The organism is Mucilaginibacter sp. SG564, assembly GCF_013149275.1.
Classification (GTDB): Bacteria; Bacteroidota; Bacteroidia; order Sphingobacteriales; family Sphingobacteriaceae; genus Mucilaginibacter.
The window spans coordinates 256,092-274,048 of record NZ_JABGNA010000001.1; the positions used below are offsets into that span (position 1 = coordinate 256,092).

The window sequence follows — 17,957 nt, forward strand, 5'->3', positions numbered from 1 at the left end:
GACCAGTTTGATAATGTAGCAAAACTATTACCTCGACATTGTTGTAACCAGTTAAAAACGGGGAAGCGGGTTGGTTACTCGGTAAACGCCCTGTTATGAGCGGTAAACTTTATAGGAACACCAAGAGTGTTGATGGTTTATTATATAAGAGGGGCTATATTTTATTGATTCAGGTTATGGTATGAAAATAGGGGTTTACAAACTTGTAGATGTATTGTAGACGCTTGCCTGTAGACGAGTAGACGCTTTGTAGCATGTTATAATTAGATATTCTGCTGTAGTTGTTTGCAATTTTGTAGAAGTAGTAATTGCCGAATTAGCAATAACAAATCGGTATATTTTCCACTTTATACTCAATTAAAATCATATGCAGCAAGAACAAAGCATAGCAGACGTTGAACACTTACAATCAATTTATAACGCAGGCGATTATCCGGCATGCCTCGAAGCTGTAAATCTTTTTCTGCTTTTTAACCCTCAAAACCCGGAAGGTCTGTTACTAAAAGCCAAGTGCGAGTATCAGCTATCTTATAATAGTCCAAATGCCGATGAACTGTTAGTATCGGCGGTTAGAGGTTTTGAAAAATTGCTGCGGTTAACGGCAGATCATGAAGAGGCTATGTTGTATTTGGCCTATATCAACATTTTTATAACGGGCGCCAACTTATCTGAGGCCATAACATACTGTGACCGGCTGACGGAGTCCATCCTTTTAGACACCAGGACTAAAGCGATTACTTACCGGCAGGAAGCCTATTATCAAAAGGGCGATGTAGACAATGCTTTGAAGGACCTGGATATATTGATCAAATTAAACCAGGCTCACACAGTGGAGAGCCGTAGTTTGGCCGACCATGAGCAGAGCTTATTGTATGCTAAAAAAGCAAACCTTTACCTATACCATAAAAATGATCCTGCTAAAGCACTTGAAACCTTTAAAGAAGGGTTGATACACCGGTATAAAGATGTACACATCTATACCTTGATCGCTAATCTGGCGCTTGATCATCAGGATTATGAATTTGGAGGAGAAGCAGCGCAGGTAGCCATGTTTTCGGGCAGCGCGGATGCGGATACCGATGAGGATCTGATAACCTTGTACCATAGGTTGGATGAACTTACCCGGCAGGATATCATCAACACATCTATCATATACGCCATGTTGATCGCCCGAAAAATATACCCCGAGCGGTTGGAATGTGATACGGTTGAACTGTTAAATTTTGCGCGGCACTATATCAAAATATATCCTGACTGGTTTATCCCGTATCATTATGCCGGTGCTACATTGTATGAGGTGGAAAGCTATACTGAAGCGTTACCATATTTACAAAAGAGCATAGAATTAGGCGGACTTGCCCTCGGCTTACAACGCTTTATTGAGGTATCGTACCGGGTAAATGGCCAACTACCTACCATAGAAAGATGGCCCCATGATTCTGCTGTGATGTATTACAATGCCGGCGTGAGTTTTTTCTATGAATCGGAAAGTAACATCAGCAATGCGGGTATTGCCCGGGAGCTGCTGCAGATAAGGACAAATTTTTATAAAATTTCATACGATAGCTTTTACGATTACTTCTATAATGATAAAAGGGATGGCGCGGATAATGAGCCGCATATTTTCGCGATGTGCTGCAATAACTATGGCATAGCTTTGAGTGAACTGGGGGAATATGAAACCGCGGTTGAAGTACATAAACTGGGTTACGCTTTATCACCTTTTTGGGAGCAATTATCCAGTTTGGCAACCGCGCTGTTCGCCCTTCATCGATATGAAGAGGTTATAGAGGTAGTGGAACAGGCAACCGCTTACAGCAGCGATTATTTAAGGTTCGAAGATTATATCGATCTGAAGGGAAAACAATTGACAGCCATCTATGACCTGGGCCGAAAGGATGAGGCCAGGGAACTTTTAACTGCGATAGAAGAGGAGTATAACAGCTTTATTGAAAGCTACGGGAATGAGCTGAATGAGGAGGAATTGTTTGTATTAAGCCAAAGATACATTGTGGTTCAAAACATACGCCAGGACTTGTTAGGAGAAGTGAGCCTGGAAGAGGCTACTGAAGCCTGGAAAAATCAGTTGTATAAAAATCCTGACGACAACTCATCATGGTACATGCTGATGCAAAACTATTATCAGCTTGAAGATTATAACCAGTGTATTGCCTGCGCCAATAACTATCAGTCGGTAAAGGGCGAGGCGATCACAATTGAGTCTGTTCAAAAGGTGTATTATATGCGGGGTATGTCATACCTATACCTGGGAGATTATGTCCCTGCGAAAGAAAATCTGCTCATCCTGCTTGATAACTGCCAGCCGGGAAATGAAAATGACGAAAGCATCATTTGTGATACCAATATAAGCCTGGCGCAATGCAGTTATGCTTTGCGCCAATGGGACGACTGTATGGATTTTTCATTGGCGGCGACAGCCTGTTACGACAGAAATGGATGGAAATGGGATGAAACATGGATAAAAGCCGCGCTGCAATACGCGGATGCCTGTAAAGTTGCCGGTGAAACCGATGCCGCGATGGATACCGTGAATAATATTTTGAAAGTGGCACCCGAAAATGAGGAAGCCTTACAAAGAAAACGGGAATGGAAATCGGGTGGTTTGTTCTCTTTTTTTAAAAGATGATAAAAATTAAACCAATAAATATTTAATGAGTTATCGTTTTTATTACAACTATTTAAACCGCTGAAACATGACATTACCTTTTATTGAGATCATTGAATCTGTAACCCCCGATCCTAATTTGCTGATGTGGAAATTTGCAGATGCAGATAAGGAAATAAAGAATGGGGCAGCGTTAATAGTGCGGGAAAGCCAATCTGTGCTATTACTGAATGAAGGTAAGTTGGCAGATACATTCACAGCCGGAAAATATGCACTAAAGACAGAGAATATCCCGGTATTAACCCGGCTTAAAGGGTGGAAATATGGTTTTGAAAGCCCATTTAAAGCGGATGTTTATTTTTTCAATACCCATCAGTTCGTTAATCTTAAATGGGGTACACCAGCCCCTGTTTTGATGCGGGATCCAGTGTTTGGACAGGTGCGTATACGCGCTTTCGGTACTTACAATATCCGTATCTCCGATATCCGGCGGTTTTTCAGCGAGTACGCAGGTACCTATCCCAGGTTAAACATTGTTGAACTGGAAATGCAGCTGCGCGATTTTATTGCCCCCAAATTTGCCGAAGTGCTGGCACAGGCAAACATAGCTGTAATGGATGCCGCGGGCAATATTTCTGAATTGAATAAAAAAATACAACCACTTATTCAGCAATACTTTACTGGTCTGGGTTTGGAAGTAACCCAATTTACCATTACCAGCGTTACCCTGCCCGACGAGGTGCTTAAACATTACGATCAGGTAACCGGCATGAATATGGTAACCGACATCAATAAGTTCTCCCAGTTTAGCGTAGCCAGCGCCATGGATAAAGAAAACGCTGCCATGGGCGATGCTGCCCGGCAAGCCGTGGCTATAGGCATGATCATGAACCAGGCGAAACCAGCAGCACCTGCCCCGGAAGAAGATATACCTACACGACTCAAAAAATTAAAAGAGCTTTTTGAAACACAGCTGATCACAGAGGCCGAATATGCCGCTAAAAAAGAGGAATTGTTAAAGCTATTGTAATCATAATTATCAATGGGGGAGGATAAAGAAAAAAGAACGCTAACCTACCTGGAACGGCTGAAACAAAAAGCCATCAGCCAGGAAAATTACGGAGGCGAAGTAAAAGCAGAAGAGGCGAAAATGGAAGTACGGGATTGCCCGGAATGTGGGGCGGGCAGGGCCTTTCGCCAGGGACTTACCGCCTGCGCGTATTGTGGTTTTAAGTTCATGAATACCCGGCTTACCGATGGGGTTCATATTAAGAAAGAAAATAATTCATAACTGATGTTTGGCTTATTTGATAAAAAATATCATAACCCTGAGCTACTTGAAATGATAGGGCATACACAGGAACGCTGGTTTGCTTTTCTGGATAAGCTGGAAAACAGGATGCATGAAATGTGCACAGCCGCGGTGCCCGAGATCAAAGAGGTTTTTAACCAGGATACCGACCCCTATAAACGTGCCCATGGGCATATGTTAATGGGCCTGCACGGACAGATTAACCAGATGCGGCAAAAAGCAAACAAAACAAAAGAAGAAAGCATTTTTTACTTTATTGATAGGGCAACAACCCAGCTCCCTGATTTTATTTCCTCAGCGGGCCGCGAGTATCATGACAAGCTCCGCATTTTCAGACTTGATTGTATAAACAGGCACAATATTTTTGAAGAAAAAATTGCCTGGTACACCCTGATGCTGAATAATGCTGTTGAGGAACAGGACCTGGAAACTTTTTACCAGGAGCAATTGGCCGCTTTTGAAGATATCCGGAATAAATTTATCTGTAAGCAGTGCGGTGGGAACATAGCCATTGCCAAAATATTTTTTATTGCTACTTACATTACCTGTCCGTTTTGTCAAACCCAAAATACCTTTACGCCCTCTACTGGTGCGCAAATGGTACTGCATCAGGCCCGCAGCCTGGCAGAGCAGCGTACAGCCCATTTGCTTAAGGCTTATGAAGCAAGCAAGCCTAAGAACTCGCAGCTATATCAGCAATATTTACGTTCCATGTTTGATGAGTGGAATAAAATAGTGCCGGATATGGCCACCGAAAATGAGAAATTTTACCAGCGTATGCTGCATGATCATACTAATTCAATTAATCATTATTAAATAATAATCACATGTCTGAAAATTCATTATTAGAACCCATTCACGGTATTACTTTAGAAGATTACAGTGCCGCGTGCGCAAAAATAGGAAGCGGATTAAGCGAAGCAGATGTCGCGAAAGCATTAGGAGTGGAGGTGCCTGTATGGCAGGAAGCAAACCTGCTTTGGCCCGAGCGTATGAAACAGGATTCTACATTCCATATTGTAACGCTTTTTGGTCAGTATTTTGGTGCCGCTGATAAGCATCCCAAGTTTAGTAACTTAAAACCTGCTGCTTCAACGGAAGGATCAGGTAATGTCGAAAAAATTAAAGCTGATAAGGACTTTTATCAGGAGCTGGAGGTTGCAAGGCAGGTTGCCTATGAATACGGGCTCGACGGTGCGCAATGGATATTGGATAAATATGGTATCCCGCTCGGTGATTTCCAGATCGCTGCTTCTTTATGGAGTGACCAGATCCACCAGGATATTCAGGCTAATTATCAAGGATATAATCAACGCCAGGATGCATACAGAGCAAAATATCAACAATTATTTGCCGATGCTCAGGGCGGTAACGTAGCCGACGATATTGATTTTTAAGCTCTTGCACGAGTGTAGGGAATAATTAAATACCATCTTACTGGCGGTAGCCAGGAAGTATTAGTAAACACCGGCTTTCGATATGATCCCTATTGAAAGCCGGTGTTTTTTTTCCAAATGAAATCAATTTCAATCTCTATGTTTATACAACACGCGATGGGGCTCAGTCGAATCCTCCGTTAAAACCACTTCACTCATAAGTAATAGCTATAGCGCAGTATGCATCGAATTTTGCATCTATCAAATCATAATTAGCCGGGATAAAAAGATACTCTGTTTTAATTATTAATATAACATCATCAAAAGGTTAGGAAATTTGTGATGATTTGTTGTAATGAATAAAACCTTCATTATATTAGATCAAATTTTTATCACTATTAACCTCATAAAACGCTGTTGCTGATTGAATGAAAAGCGATATCCCGAAAATATATTCAGAGTTTGAATTCAGACGGGTATTTGAGCAATACAACCGCCAGGTATATGCCCAGGTTTATACTTTAGCGAAATCGCACTACGCAGCAGAGGAAATTACCCAGGAAATATTTATCAAGATCTGGCAGAACCGCGAAGCATTACGTGAAGTAAAAAATCTGGACGGGTATATATATACTATTGTTCGTAATTACTCCTTAAACTATTTACGGAAGGCGGCAAGCGATATGCGCCTTACTAACCATTTGATGCAAATAGCTGTTACCGGCTATAATGATACAGAATCGGCCGTGCAATTATCTGAGTATAAAACACTCATCCATGCGGCGGTATGCAAACTATCGCCACAGCGCCGTCTGGTGTACGAGCTGAGCAAAAATAACGATCTGAGTTATGATGATATCGCTTCGCAGTTAAACTTATCAAAGCATACGGTTAAAAATCATTTGCTCTCTGCCCTGGCATCTATTAAAGGGTACCTTACCCAGCATGGTATCGATCCAACACTCATCCTTATTTTCATAATTATTAAGAACCATTAAGCTATAGCTATCAAAAGGAGTATGTTTTTTGATAGTGTTGTGGTTTTTTAATTTTATAAAAGGATAGTTATTGATAGGTTATATTCTGTATTTTAATTGGGTGTGGAATAACATTTTTAGAATGTTGTAATAAAAAAAATAAAATTTTCATTTTGTATTAGTCTGTTTGTGGGTTTGCTGTGTCTTTAATGTAATCACACAGTTAAGGATGGATCACACCGAAAGAAAAACATACTTATTAAATCAATATATCAATAATGCCTGCACTCCCGAGGAGTTTGAAGAGCTGATGTCGGCTATCAAAGCTTCGCCCAATAATGAGGATTTTGATGAAGTATTAAAACGCAGTTGGGAAAGGTCGGCGCATTCGACGATTGAAAATAATTTAAGCTGGGCCGATATCTCTGCCCGTATCAAAGAAAATAAACCTAAACGTTACAATACCCGTGTATTATTGAAATATGCCGCCTGTTTTGCCCTGGCATTGCTGATAGGTACCATAAGTTTTTATAAAAAGAGGGATATCGGTACACAGTATTTAACTACTCAATCATTACCTGCCAAAACCAAGGTGATCACCCTGGCAGATGGCACACATGTTACCCTAAATGCCAACAGTTCTTTACGTTACCCTGAAAAATTCAGCGACGGACAAAGAATTGTTTATTTAAAAGGTGAGGCTTACTTTGAAGTAGTACATGATAGCAAGAAACCTTTTATCATTTATTCAGGCGCTTTAAGAACACAAGTTTTAGGTACAACCTTCAGCGTTAGCGCTTATAATGAGCAAAAACCTCAAAAAGTAACTGTTTTAACCGGTAAAGTTGGGGTTGTTGATCAAACTAATAAGGCACAGGCTATACTTACCCCCGGATTATGTGCCGTAACCGATCAAAAAAGTAAGAGCTTGAAGGTGAGCCGTATGACCGACCCTATGGATGCCATTGCCTGGATGGATGATAAGATGATATTTGAGGATGCCACCCTGGCCGATGTAGCTGTTGCGCTAAGTAATAAATATGCAGTAAACGTGGTGATCAATAATGAGCGTATAGCATCCAGGCATATTACCGCTATTTTCCAGAATCAAACCCTGCCCGATATTTTAAAGGGTATTACCAGGCTCACGAACGCCAAATACCAGGTTGATAGGAATGTATACACCTTATTTTAATAAACAGAATAATAACCTTTAAAACCGATTGCCTATAGAAATATACAATGACGACATAAAAAAGGTTGAATGTGATTCCAGCACATCCAACCCTACCGAGCCAAGGCTCAGATAATTCATAGCTCCCGCAAGGGCATTTATTAACTATAAATTTTCTTCAAATATATGACAAAAAACATATTGTCCTCTAATCGGCTGCGCAAAGCTGTAAACAGGATAGTCATAGTCACCGGTTTTTTATCTATCTGTTTCTTCAAAACCAGCGCGGTTATTCGCTCCATACAGGACTTAGACACTCCAATATCACTAAAAGTGACAAACATGCCTGTAAAAAATGTACTAAAGCGAATAAACAAGGCTATTAAGCTAAGTTTTGTGTTTAGTAACGAAATAGTTACAGACCAAACGGTAACCATTGATGTAAAAAACGAAAAGCTGAGCCTGGTACTGTCCAAGATATTTGATCCCCTGGGCATGGACTATCAACTATCAGGCAATATGATCCTGATCGAAAAAAAGCATACCTCAGCTATACCTGTAATGCAAAAAACTTTGGCGCTGCAGGTAACGGGTAAGGTTACGGATAACAGTGGTTCGCTGCCGGGGGTAACCGTAAGAATCAAAGGTGCGTCAATTGCAACCAGTACTGGAACCGACGGCAAATACAGTATTAACGTACCTGATGGTAATACTGTGCTGGTGTTTTCATCAATAGGATACCTTACCCAGGAAATTGCGGTAGGTAACCGCAAAACCATTGATGTACGGTTACAGGAAGAATCCAGCAAACTCAACGAGGTAATTGTTACCGCTTTGGGTATATCGCGTCAGCGTAAAGCTTTGGCTTATTCTGTTACCGAAGTAAAGGGTGATGAATTTACACAGGCCCGCGAAAATAACGTGGCCAATGCGCTTACGGGTAAAGTTGCTGGTGTAAATGCCACAGGGCTATCAACAGGGCCGGGTGGGTCAAGCCGGGTTATTATCCGAGGTAACGGCTCCCTGTCGGGCGGTAACCAGCCGTTGTATGTAATTAACGGTATGCCCCTGGAAAATTCGGTACCGGGCGGTAGTGCCACAACAAACGGCAGCGCCGGTAACGTTGACCGGGGTGATGGTATTGCCGGTATTAACCCCGATGATATCGAATCCATCAGTGTACTAAAAGGAGGTACAGCAGCCGCGCTTTATGGAGCAAGGGCTGCAAACGGTGTTATTTTGATCACCACCAAAAAAGGGCGTGCGCAAAAAGGTATAGGTGTTGATTATAACTCATCCTATACCATGGAAACACCCGCTGTTTTTCCGGATTGGCAATATGAATATGGCCAGGGCGATAATGGCGTGAAACCTACAACCCAGGGCGAAGCCATACAAACAGGCCGTCGTTCTTTCGGTGCAAAAATTGACGGTTCACCCTATGTTGCTGCCGATGGATTGACACATCCTTACAGCGCCCAGAAAAATAACATCAAAAATTTCTATCAAACGGGCTCTACATTTACCAACACATTGGCTTTTACAGGTGGTACAGAGGCTATTAATTACCGCTTCTCCGCTTCGGACCTGAACAGTAAAAGTGTACTCCCTAATACGGATTATAACCGTAAAACAGGCAACCTGAGCATTAACAGTAAGCTGGGTAAACGTATAAACCTGGAAGCTTTGGCGCAGTACAACGTTGAAAACGCGCATAACAGAACCACTGCGGGTGATGCTTTGGGAAACCCCAACTGGACACCCTACATGATTGCCAATACCGCAGATATCAGGTGGTTAAAACCCGGTTATGATGCCAATGGAAACGAAATAGCCTGGAACGATGCCTCCATTGCATCAAACAGCTACTTTGTGGTGAACAAGTTTAAGGAGAATGATATCAAGAACAGGTTCATCGGGCAGGCTGGCCTTACCTATGAAATTGTCAAAAATCTATCTTTAAAAGGCGTTGTAAGCCGCGATTTTTATTACTACAACTACAAATATATCCTACCAACGGGTACTTTGTATGTACCCAACGGACAATACAGCGAACTGAAAGTTGATGCTTCTGAAACCAACGGATTATTAACGCTAAATTATAACGGGAAACTAAACAAGGATTTTGCGCTTACCGCTTTTGTTGGCGGTAATCAGCAGCGTTCTGTTTATAACGAAAGCAATATCACGGGCAGCAATTACATTATTCCTTACTTCTATAGCTCCACCAATCTATCAACCATTTCTACAACACCAACCAATAACAAAACGGCCATCAATTCATTAATGGGATCGGCCGATATTGCCTACAAGAATTTTGCTTATCTAACCGTGACCGGTCGCCAGGATTGGTTTTCAACCCTGAGCCCTAAAAATAACAGCCTTTTCTATCCTTCATTCGGTGGTAGTTTTGTACTGTCCGAGGCATTTAAATTGCCGCAGGTGATCAGCTACGCTAAAATAAGGGCTTCGTATGCGCAGGTAGGCGGTGGGGCGCCGAGCCCATACCAAATTAACCAGGCATTTACCATGGTGCCAAGTTCAGGCCAGCCCATACAAAATGTATCGAGTACCACCATTTCTAACGCCAATTTAAGGCCCTATACATCAACCACCACAGAGGCAGGTATCGAGGCCAAATTATTTAACAGCCGCTTAAGTTTTGACGTAACCCTTTACGACAGAAAAACCACCAATGATATTGTTTCTACCGCCATCTCAGGAACTACAGGGTATAATAATGTGGTTTTAAATGTAGGCGAACTGAGCAACAAAGGTATTGAGTTACTGTTAAGCGGAACACCGGTAAAAACAGGCAGCTTTAGCTGGAATACCAGTTACAACTTCGCCTACAACAAAAATGAGGTGGTAAGGCTGGCTGCGGGTCTTGATCAGATCCAGATGGCCTCATCGGTTAACGGCTGGGCGTATATCAACAATATTGTTGGCCAATCATACGGCTCTATAGTGGGTACGCGTATCCTGAAAAACGCTAATGGCCAAACTGTATTTAACGCTACCACAGGTTTACCCGTAGCTACCGGATTACAAACCTTGGGCAAGGGCGTAGCGCCTATAACTATGGGTTGGTCAAATGATTTCCGCTACAAGCGGTTCTCCCTGAATGTACTGGTTGATGGTAAATTCGGCAATAAGATATTTTCCTTGATGGAGGTTTATGGCACCCGCTTAGGCTTAATGAAAACAACCTTGCCGGGTAGGGAAAATGGCTTGCAGCTGAGTGGTGTTGATCAGGCTGGTAATCCGTATTCCAGAACAGTACCTATATCCAATCTGCGAAGCTATTATGATAACTATAAATCGTACTCCGAGCTGTTTTTGCACGATGGGGGCTTTGTAAAACTTCGCCAGGTAATATTCAGTTACAACATTCCGGCCGATTGGTTGAAGGCTGTCAACGTACAAAACGCCTCTGTTTCATTTGTAGCACGTAACCTGCTGACTATTTATAAACAGACGGACAATTTCGATCCGGAGTCGAGCTTTACCAATGGCTCGAGTCAGGGTTTCGAGTCGTTCGGTCTGCCCAGAACAAGAAGCTATGGATTAAATCTCATGGTTAAATTTTAATTCAGAAAAACCACCATCATGAAAAAATATTTTATTCCCAAATTGTTAACCCTGCTCATAGCCTGTATCGGCCTGCAAGGATGCGACAAAAACTTTGAGGCTATCAACACCAATCCCAATTCATCGGCCAATCCCACACCGGCTTTTGTATTTACCAAAGCTGTGCTCGATGGAGCAGGCGACGTTCAGGTGCTGTTGCAGGGCACCATGCAATATACCACCAGTTATAATGATGTAGCCGGTTTTGGCGCAAAGTATGTGCTGAGCCAAAGCTCACAATCATGGGTGGTGTTTAACACCGCCTATCCTAAAGAGATCAATGAGATTACCCAGGTAATCACCTCGGTTACCGGTAAACCAGATCAGGTGAATTTATTATCGGCGGCCAGAATATGGCGTGCTTATTGTTTTAGCCGCATCACCGATCTGTATGGCGATATCCCATATTCACAAGCTGGTAAAGGGTTTACCGATGGGATTTACATGCCGGCATATGATGAGCAAAAGAATATTTATGCCGATATATTGAAGGAGTTGAGTGAGGCTGCTACCTCCTTTAACGCCGCTAAACCAACATTTGGCGCTGCCGATCTGATCTATAATGGCGATGTAGACAAATGGAAAAAGTTTGCCTACTCCCTGATGCTGCGCTGCGCCATGCGCATGACCAAGGTTGATATTGCCGGTGCCGAAACATGGGCAAAAAAAGCCATCGCCGGTGGCGTGATTACTGCCGATGCCGATATCGCCAAGGTGAATGGCTATGTTTCCGCAGGCCAGGATATTAACAAAAACCCGCTTGCTCTCAATATGCTTAACGCCGATTTTATAGGTGCAAATGGCACATCCAACCCTGAAGGTGGTAAATACCAGGATGTGTTTATCGACTATTTAAAAACCAATAAGGATCCACGCTTAGCAGCCGTTTCTGTGGTTTGGTTAAATAAAAATGCCGATACCACCGCCACCATTCAAAAAGGCATGTCATCAAGCCTGAGTGCGAAACCTGCCGATGCTGTGTTTGTAACCTATTCAGAGCCCAACCCCAATACTATTTTACAACTCAATAGTCCGTACCTGTTACTTACCAATTCCGAAACCAACTTTTTGCTGGCCGAGGCTGCGTTACGTGGCTGGTACACCGGCCCAAGCGTAAGCACTTTATATGAAAATGGCATCAGCGCATCTATGCGTCAATGGGCCTTGTTTGGTTCGCAGGGTGTTATCAGCAGCAACCAGATCCAAACTTACCTCAGTTATCACCGGTTCAATTCCACTGCTTCTTTTAACGGGCAAATGGAGCAGATCTATACGCAATTCTGGGTAGGGGTATTTCCTAACTCGCAGGAAGTATTTGCCAATTACAGGCGTACCGGTTACCCGGCATTGGTGCCTAATAACTATGTAGGCAACGCAACAGGCGGTAAAATATTCAGACGGATGCTGTATCCTACAACAGAGCAAAATTTAAACAAGGCTAACTATAACGCGGCCATCGCCCGCCAGGGTCCTGATGAGTTCCTGACCCGCATGTGGTGGGATCGCCCTTAATGTTTTACATCATCTGATAAAAAATATACATAACCTAAAAATAACATAATCATGGAAAGAAGATCGATCTTAAAAAAACTGCTGGCTTCGGCGGCAGGTATTTCACTATTTGGCTTTGCAAAAGCCGGTGTTGTAAACAACGATGAAAAAGAAGTAAACAACATAACCAAACACCAGGATATACCCCTGTTTTCGGGTTCAACCAAATTGGGCAATATGATTTTTATAGCCGGCAAAGGTGCTCACGTGGAACCTTTCGAGATCAAGGTGCATACCGAAATAGTATTGCAGGAGTTGGAGAAGGAGCTCAAAAAAGCGGGCTCATCCATGGAAAAAGTATTAAAAGTTACCGTTTTTCTGAATGACATTGCCGATTACCAGGGCATGAATGATGTGTACAAGGGCCGGTTTGGTAAAAATCCGCCGGTACGTACAACCGTTGCTGTTGCCAAAGGCGGCGTACCCGGAAACTCCCTGGTCGAGATGGATTGTATCGCTTACGTATAACCATACCAGTATATGAAACGCAGAGATATTTTAAAAGGCCTTACTATACTCCCGCTAACCAGCGGATTAATAGGCAGAGCGGCCGCTTTACATACTATACCTACACCAAAACCCGCGCCCAAACGCGATTTTTTTAAGGAACTTGATGTTACCCCGGTCATAAACGCCGGGGTAACCATGACCTTTTTATCAGGCTCACTCATGTTGCCGGAAGTGTTGGAGGCTATCAATTCAACCTCGCATGATTTTGCCAATATGTACGAACTGCAGGATAAGGTGGGAGGTAAGATAGCCGAAATGCTGCATGTAGAAGCAGCTATGGTGACCTCAGGCGCATCATGTGCTATAGTTTTAGGTACGGCGGCGGCTATAACGGGCACCGATCAATCGAAAATAAAGCAACTGCCCAATTTGCCAGGCCCACGACCCGAGGTAATTATGCAGAAAACGCATCGCTACCTGTTCGACCAGGCCGTAAGCACAACCGGTGCCAAAATTATTGAGGTTGATGGATCCGAGGGCATGGAAAATGCCATCAACAGCAATACGGTAATGGCCTTGTTTTTTAACGCCAGCGAAAAGAAAAGCAGCATTACGCATGAGGAATTTGTACGCATCGCTAAGAAACACAACATCCCTACATTTATTGATGCCGCGGCAGACGTGCCGCCGGTTGAGAACTTATTTAAGTTTCAAAAGATGGGGTTTGACCTGGTTACCTTTTCGGGCGGTAAAATGATTCACGGGCCGCAAAGCGCGGGTTTATTATTTGGTAGGAAAGATTTGATCACCGCGGCCCGGCTTAACCATAGTCCGAATGAAGCACCCATCGGCAGGCCTATGAAGGTGAACAAGGAAGAAATGTTTGGCATGTACGCGGCCCTAAAAGCATACCTGGAAAAAGATCATCATAAAGAATGGGACGACTGGCTGCAACGGGCAGAGCGTATCGGCAGCACGTTGGAAACAGTTTCGACGGTAAAAACCGAGGTGGTTGTGAACCCCGGCCCGGCCAATGCTTTTCCGAGCCTGTATGTAAGCTGGGATCAAACCAAAATAAAAACCAAACCTAAAGATGTACTCGTCGCCCTTAAAAGCGGTACGCCAAGTATAGTTGCCAACCGGCATGACGATACGTTGATCATTGGAGTGGTGCTGTTACGGCCCGACCAGATCGATGTAGTTGCCAGCCGCGTAAAGGCCATTTTACAACAGGCAGTTTAAGCCAACTTACAATTATTTATTGCTTTACGGAGTAGGTATTTCTGCTCCGACAGGATAACTATTGCCCCAGGTTTCCTGCATTAATGAATTAAAATTGATTTGAAATGCAAAAAAGAATATTCCTGGTAATAGCAGCCATGGGTTTAGCTATTACAACAATACAAGCACAATCCTATAATGTAGTTATCAAAGGAGGCCATGTGATGGACCCTAAAAACAACATCGATGCCGAAATGGATATAGCGGTAAAAGATGGCAAAATAGCGCTGGTGGCCCAAAATATCAACCCTAAACTGGGTCTGCAGGTTGTTGACGCTACCGGTATGTATGTTACACCGGGTCTCATCGATATTCATACCCACAATTTTTATGGTACCGAGCCCGATCATCAGTATGAGAATGGCAACCTGGCCTTGCCACCGGATGGTTTTACCTTTCGCAATGGGGTTACTACCGTGGTGGACGCCGGTAGCTCGGGCTGGCGCACCTTTTCCACATTTAAGGCGCAAACTATTGATCAGTCGCAAACGCGGGTGCTGGCCTTCATCAATATCGTGGGCGAAGGCATGCGTGCCGGTTATGAGCAAAACGCCAATGATATGGACTCCAAAATGGCGGCGCTGGTTGCCCGCCGTTACCGGAACATTGTGGTTGGATTTAAAGTGGCGCACTATGAGGGTCATGAATGGACACCGGTTGATCATGCGGTGGAAGCTGGCAACATGGCCGGTGGCCTGCCGGTAATGATTGATTTTGGCGGCAGCAATCCGCCGTTATCTATCGAAGAACTGTTTATGAAGCATCTGCGCCCGGGCGATATTTTTACCCACTGTTTTGGGCAACTGGATAGCCGGGAATATATTGTTGACCTTGCTACCCAAAAAGTAAAACCTTTTGTATGGGAAGCCCGTAAGCGCGGTATTTATTTTGATGTGGGTTATGGTGGTATCAGCTTTGCCTTTTCGCAGGCTATCCCGGCTGCAAAGGATGGGTTTTATCCCAATTCCATCAGCACGGATATCCATACTGGTAGCATGAACAATGCCATGAAGGATATGCTTACCACTATGTCTAAATTCCTGAATATCGGGATGGACCTTTATGAGGTGATACGGGTAAGTACCTCCAATCCGGCCAAAGAAATTAAACATGAAGAACTGGGCAACCTTTCTGTAGGCTCAGATGCCGATATTGCTATTTTAAGTATCAGGAAAGGTAAATTTGGTTTGTTTGACTATACCGGGTATAAAATTGCTGCCGATAAAAAGCTGGAATGTGAAATGACCGTAAGGGCCGGTAGAATAGTGTATGACCTAAACGGTATTGCTACACCAATAATTGCGCCGCGGATACCCAATAACAGGCCGCTTGCCAGAGAGAGTTCAGTAACCAATAATAAACCTATAAATAAATGAGAAACATTTTAAAGATCTGCTTTCCGGTATTGTTGCTTTATGCAGTTAGCGCCAGGGCCCAAACCATATCGAAAGAACAACTGATATTTTACACCTCCGAATGGAAAGGTGAACGCTTTGAGGATGGCCGGCCAAAAATACCTGACGATTTGCTGGAACGGGCCAAACATATCGGCATTGAAGAAGCCTGGACCGTGTTACGGAACGAAGGCTATAACAACCAATTTGAGGGCAACTGGAAATTAGTGAATGATGATGTTCCCGTAATTGGTAGGGCGGTAACCGCCATGTTTATGCCCAGCAGACCCGATATCGAAAAAAATATCAAGGCACAGGGAGTAAAGGATGGCAGGAAAGGCAATACCAATGCCTGGCCAATTGATGTGCTCAAAAAAGGTGATGTATATGTAGCTGATGGTTTTGGTAAAATAAAAGGCGGCACACTGATAGGCGATAACCTGGGCAATTCCATATTCAACAAATCGGGTAACGGGGTGATTTTTGATGGTTCAGCCCGCGATTTGCAGGGCTTAAAAAGTATTCACGGGTTCAATGCCTTTGTGCGTGATTTTGATCCATCGTATCTGGAAGAGATGGTGTTGATGGGCTTGAATACGCCTATTAGAATAGGGCATGCCATTGTATTACCCGGCGACCTGGTTCTTTCCGAAAAAGAAGGCGTATTGTTTATCCCGGCTCATTTAGCCGAGAAAGTGGTGGCTACGTCCGAATTTATCGCCCTGCGCGATGATTTTGGGCATGCCATGCTGAAAGCGGGTACATATAGTACGGGTGAAATTGACAGCCAGTGGACGCCAGCCATCAGGGAGGCATTTTTGAAGTGGCTTGCGCAAAGTGGCAGCAAAGTAAAAATGACCCGGGCGCAACTGGATGTCTTTATGGAGAAAAGAACCTGGTAATGATACACCTTAAATCGAAATACATTGAATAATTTTAATATGTATAAAATTATAGCGGGGTTATCAGTGATATGCCTGCTTATATCAGCCACACTTTTTTTTCGTGGAAGTATAGAACAATCCGGCCCTTTCCTGATCGCGTTTTTTGTGACGCTAGCCATCTCGTTCCGGGGCTTTAAGCAGCTCAAAGGCTTTTCTTATACGCTCATCATCTTCGCGGCGGTTACCACGGCTTTATATTACCCGCAGCATTTTATACAGGTAGGCGGGTTTAAACTGGCTGCCCTTATAACGCCGCTTATACAGCTCATTATGTTTGGTATGGGTACGTCCATGAGCATCAAGGATTTTGCCGGTGTTATCAAAATGCCCAAGGGGGTATTTATTGGGGTATTCAGCCATTTTTTGATCATGCCTACGCTGGGTTTCACCCTGGCTAAACTAAGCGGTTTCCCGCCAGAGATTGCAGCAGGCATTATTTTGATTGGCTGCTCACCCAATGGTATGGCCTCCAACGTGATATCGTACCTGGCAAAAGCTAATTTGGCCTTGTCAATCACCATTACGGCTGTTTCAACTATGCTGGCGCCGTTTTTTACGCCTATGCTCATGAAATTTTTAGGCGGTACCTTTATCCAGATAGATATGTACAAAATGATGTGGGATATTACCAAAATGGTCATACTACCTATAGGTGCTGGTATTTTGTTTAATAAATACCTGCTTAAACGAGCCAAATGGTTGGAATATGCCATGCCCATGGTATCCATGTTCGGTATAGCCTTCATCATCGTGATCATCACGGCTGCGGGCAGGAGCAGTTTGCTCAACATCGGTTTTATGCTCGTTTTGCTGGTGCTGATCCATAATCTGATGGGTTATACGCTGGGCTATTGGGCCGGCCGCCTATTTAAAATGGATGAACGCGACTGCCGTACCATGGCCATTGAAGTTGGGATGCAAAACGGTGGACTCGCATCAGGACTGGCGAAAGAAATGGGTAAGATAGCTACGGTTGGCCTGGCACCGGCAGTGTTTGGTCCGTTGATGAATATTACCGGCTCCTTACTGGCTAATTACTGGCACCGTAAACCAATCGCGCCATCAGCCGTAAAAGAAACACCAGTGGTTGTTTGATCCATTAAATATTCCAATCAGATCGAAAATAAAAGCCTGTAAATTTTAATTACAGGCTTTTTATTTGACCTTTAAATAGCACAGCTCGAAATTCAAAGAAAGCTAATATTAAAAGATAAAGGAAGAAGATGCATATATTATTGTTTC

Annotated in this window: 14 protein-coding genes; all 14 read left to right on the forward strand. The window is 43.4% G+C overall.

Annotated features, from left to right (window positions below):
* Nucleotides 1–367 precede the first annotated feature (367 nt).
* The 14 genes from FHW89_RS00930 to FHW89_RS00995 all read left to right on the forward strand — a co-directional run bounded on the left by FHW89_RS00930 (nucleotide 368) and on the right by FHW89_RS00995 (nucleotide 17,810).
* On the forward strand, nucleotides 368–2,647 hold the full coding sequence (locus FHW89_RS00930; protein WP_172333134.1) for a hypothetical protein: 2,280 nt from the start codon (nucleotides 368–370) through the stop codon (nucleotides 2,645–2,647).
* 67 nt (nucleotides 2,648–2,714) lie between these two features.
* On the forward strand, nucleotides 2,715–3,656 hold the full coding sequence (locus FHW89_RS00935) for an SPFH domain-containing protein (protein ID WP_172333135.1): 942 nt from the start codon (nucleotides 2,715–2,717) through the stop codon (nucleotides 3,654–3,656).
* A 12-nt stretch (nucleotides 3,657–3,668) separates the two neighbouring features.
* Nucleotides 3,669–3,917, forward strand: a complete 249-nt coding sequence (locus FHW89_RS00940) for a hypothetical protein (protein WP_172333136.1) — start codon at nucleotides 3,669–3,671, stop codon at nucleotides 3,915–3,917.
* 3 nt (nucleotides 3,918–3,920) lie between these two features.
* Nucleotides 3,921–4,754 (forward strand): hypothetical protein, encoded by an 834-nt coding sequence (locus FHW89_RS00945; protein WP_172333137.1) that lies wholly within the window; start codon nucleotides 3,921–3,923, stop codon nucleotides 4,752–4,754.
* Nucleotides 4,755–4,765: 11 nt separating this feature from the next.
* Nucleotides 4,766–5,335: a DUF6620 family protein gene (locus FHW89_RS00950; protein WP_172333138.1), complete on the forward strand. Its 570-nt coding sequence runs from the start codon at nucleotides 4,766–4,768 to the stop codon at nucleotides 5,333–5,335.
* Between the two features lie 407 nt (nucleotides 5,336–5,742).
* Nucleotides 5,743–6,312 carry an RNA polymerase sigma factor gene (locus FHW89_RS00955; protein ID WP_172333139.1) on the forward strand — a complete coding sequence of 190 codons (570 nt, stop codon included), beginning with the start codon at nucleotides 5,743–5,745 and terminating at the stop codon, nucleotides 6,310–6,312.
* A 208-nt stretch (nucleotides 6,313–6,520) separates the two neighbouring features.
* On the forward strand, nucleotides 6,521–7,486 hold the full coding sequence (locus tag FHW89_RS00960; protein WP_172333140.1) for a FecR family protein: 966 nt from the start codon (nucleotides 6,521–6,523) through the stop codon (nucleotides 7,484–7,486).
* 321 nt (nucleotides 7,487–7,807) lie between these two features.
* Complete coding sequence (locus tag FHW89_RS00965; protein WP_216650437.1) at nucleotides 7,808–11,056, forward strand: SusC/RagA family TonB-linked outer membrane protein; 3,249 nt, start codon at nucleotides 7,808–7,810, stop codon at nucleotides 11,054–11,056.
* A gap of 18 nt (nucleotides 11,057–11,074) precedes the next feature.
* A complete protein-coding gene (locus tag FHW89_RS00970) occupies nucleotides 11,075–12,607 on the forward strand; it encodes a SusD/RagB family nutrient-binding outer membrane lipoprotein (protein ID WP_172333142.1) in 1,533 nt (510 codons plus the stop codon).
* A 51-nt stretch (nucleotides 12,608–12,658) separates the two neighbouring features.
* A complete protein-coding gene (locus FHW89_RS00975; RefSeq protein ID WP_216650438.1) occupies nucleotides 12,659–13,114 on the forward strand; it encodes a RidA family protein in 456 nt (151 codons plus the stop codon).
* A gap of 12 nt (nucleotides 13,115–13,126) precedes the next feature.
* The gene (locus FHW89_RS00980; protein WP_172333143.1) at nucleotides 13,127–14,338 is read left to right on the forward strand and encodes an aminotransferase class V-fold PLP-dependent enzyme; all 1,212 of its coding nucleotides are present in this window, start codon (nucleotides 13,127–13,129) and stop codon (nucleotides 14,336–14,338) included.
* Between the two features lie 104 nt (nucleotides 14,339–14,442).
* Entirely contained in the window at nucleotides 14,443–15,753 is a 1,311-nt protein-coding gene (locus FHW89_RS00985) for an amidohydrolase/deacetylase family metallohydrolase (protein ID WP_172333144.1), read from the forward strand.
* Nucleotides 15,750–16,673 (forward strand): RraA family protein, encoded by a 924-nt coding sequence (locus FHW89_RS00990; protein ID WP_172333145.1) that lies wholly within the window; start codon nucleotides 15,750–15,752, stop codon nucleotides 16,671–16,673. Before FHW89_RS00985 ends, FHW89_RS00990 begins: the two co-directional genes overlap by 4 nt.
* Nucleotides 16,674–16,712: 39 nt before the next feature.
* Nucleotides 16,713–17,810 (forward strand): bile acid:sodium symporter family protein, encoded by a 1,098-nt coding sequence (locus FHW89_RS00995; RefSeq protein WP_172333146.1) that lies wholly within the window; start codon nucleotides 16,713–16,715, stop codon nucleotides 17,808–17,810.
* The last annotated feature ends 147 nt before the right edge of the window (nucleotides 17,811–17,957 follow it).

Bases quoted from the DNA above. Each gene is read 5' to 3' on its own strand.
- FHW89_RS00930 (WP_172333134.1), top strand. From the start codon at position 368: ATGCAGCAAGAACAAAGCATAGCAGACGTTGAACACTTACAATCAATT.
- FHW89_RS00935 (WP_172333135.1), top strand. From the start codon at position 2,715: ATGACATTACCTTTTATTGAGATCATTGAATCTGTAACCCCCGATCCT.
- FHW89_RS00940 (WP_172333136.1), top strand. From the start codon at position 3,669: ATGGGGGAGGATAAAGAAAAAAGAACGCTAACCTACCTGGAACGGCTG.
- FHW89_RS00945 (WP_172333137.1), top strand. From the start codon at position 3,921: ATGTTTGGCTTATTTGATAAAAAATATCATAACCCTGAGCTACTTGAA.
- FHW89_RS00950 (WP_172333138.1), top strand. From the start codon at position 4,766: ATGTCTGAAAATTCATTATTAGAACCCATTCACGGTATTACTTTAGAA.
- FHW89_RS00955 (WP_172333139.1), top strand. From the start codon at position 5,743: ATGAAAAGCGATATCCCGAAAATATATTCAGAGTTTGAATTCAGACGG.
- FHW89_RS00960 (WP_172333140.1), top strand. From the start codon at position 6,521: ATGGATCACACCGAAAGAAAAACATACTTATTAAATCAATATATCAAT.
- FHW89_RS00965 (WP_216650437.1), top strand. From the start codon at position 7,808: ATGCCTGTAAAAAATGTACTAAAGCGAATAAACAAGGCTATTAAGCTA.
- FHW89_RS00970 (WP_172333142.1), top strand. From the start codon at position 11,075: ATGAAAAAATATTTTATTCCCAAATTGTTAACCCTGCTCATAGCCTGT.
- FHW89_RS00975 (WP_216650438.1), top strand. From the start codon at position 12,659: ATGGAAAGAAGATCGATCTTAAAAAAACTGCTGGCTTCGGCGGCAGGT.
- FHW89_RS00980 (WP_172333143.1), top strand. From the start codon at position 13,127: ATGAAACGCAGAGATATTTTAAAAGGCCTTACTATACTCCCGCTAACC.
- FHW89_RS00985 (WP_172333144.1), top strand. From the start codon at position 14,443: ATGCAAAAAAGAATATTCCTGGTAATAGCAGCCATGGGTTTAGCTATT.
- FHW89_RS00990 (WP_172333145.1), top strand. From the start codon at position 15,750: ATGAGAAACATTTTAAAGATCTGCTTTCCGGTATTGTTGCTTTATGCA.
- FHW89_RS00995 (WP_172333146.1), top strand. From the start codon at position 16,713: ATGTATAAAATTATAGCGGGGTTATCAGTGATATGCCTGCTTATATCA.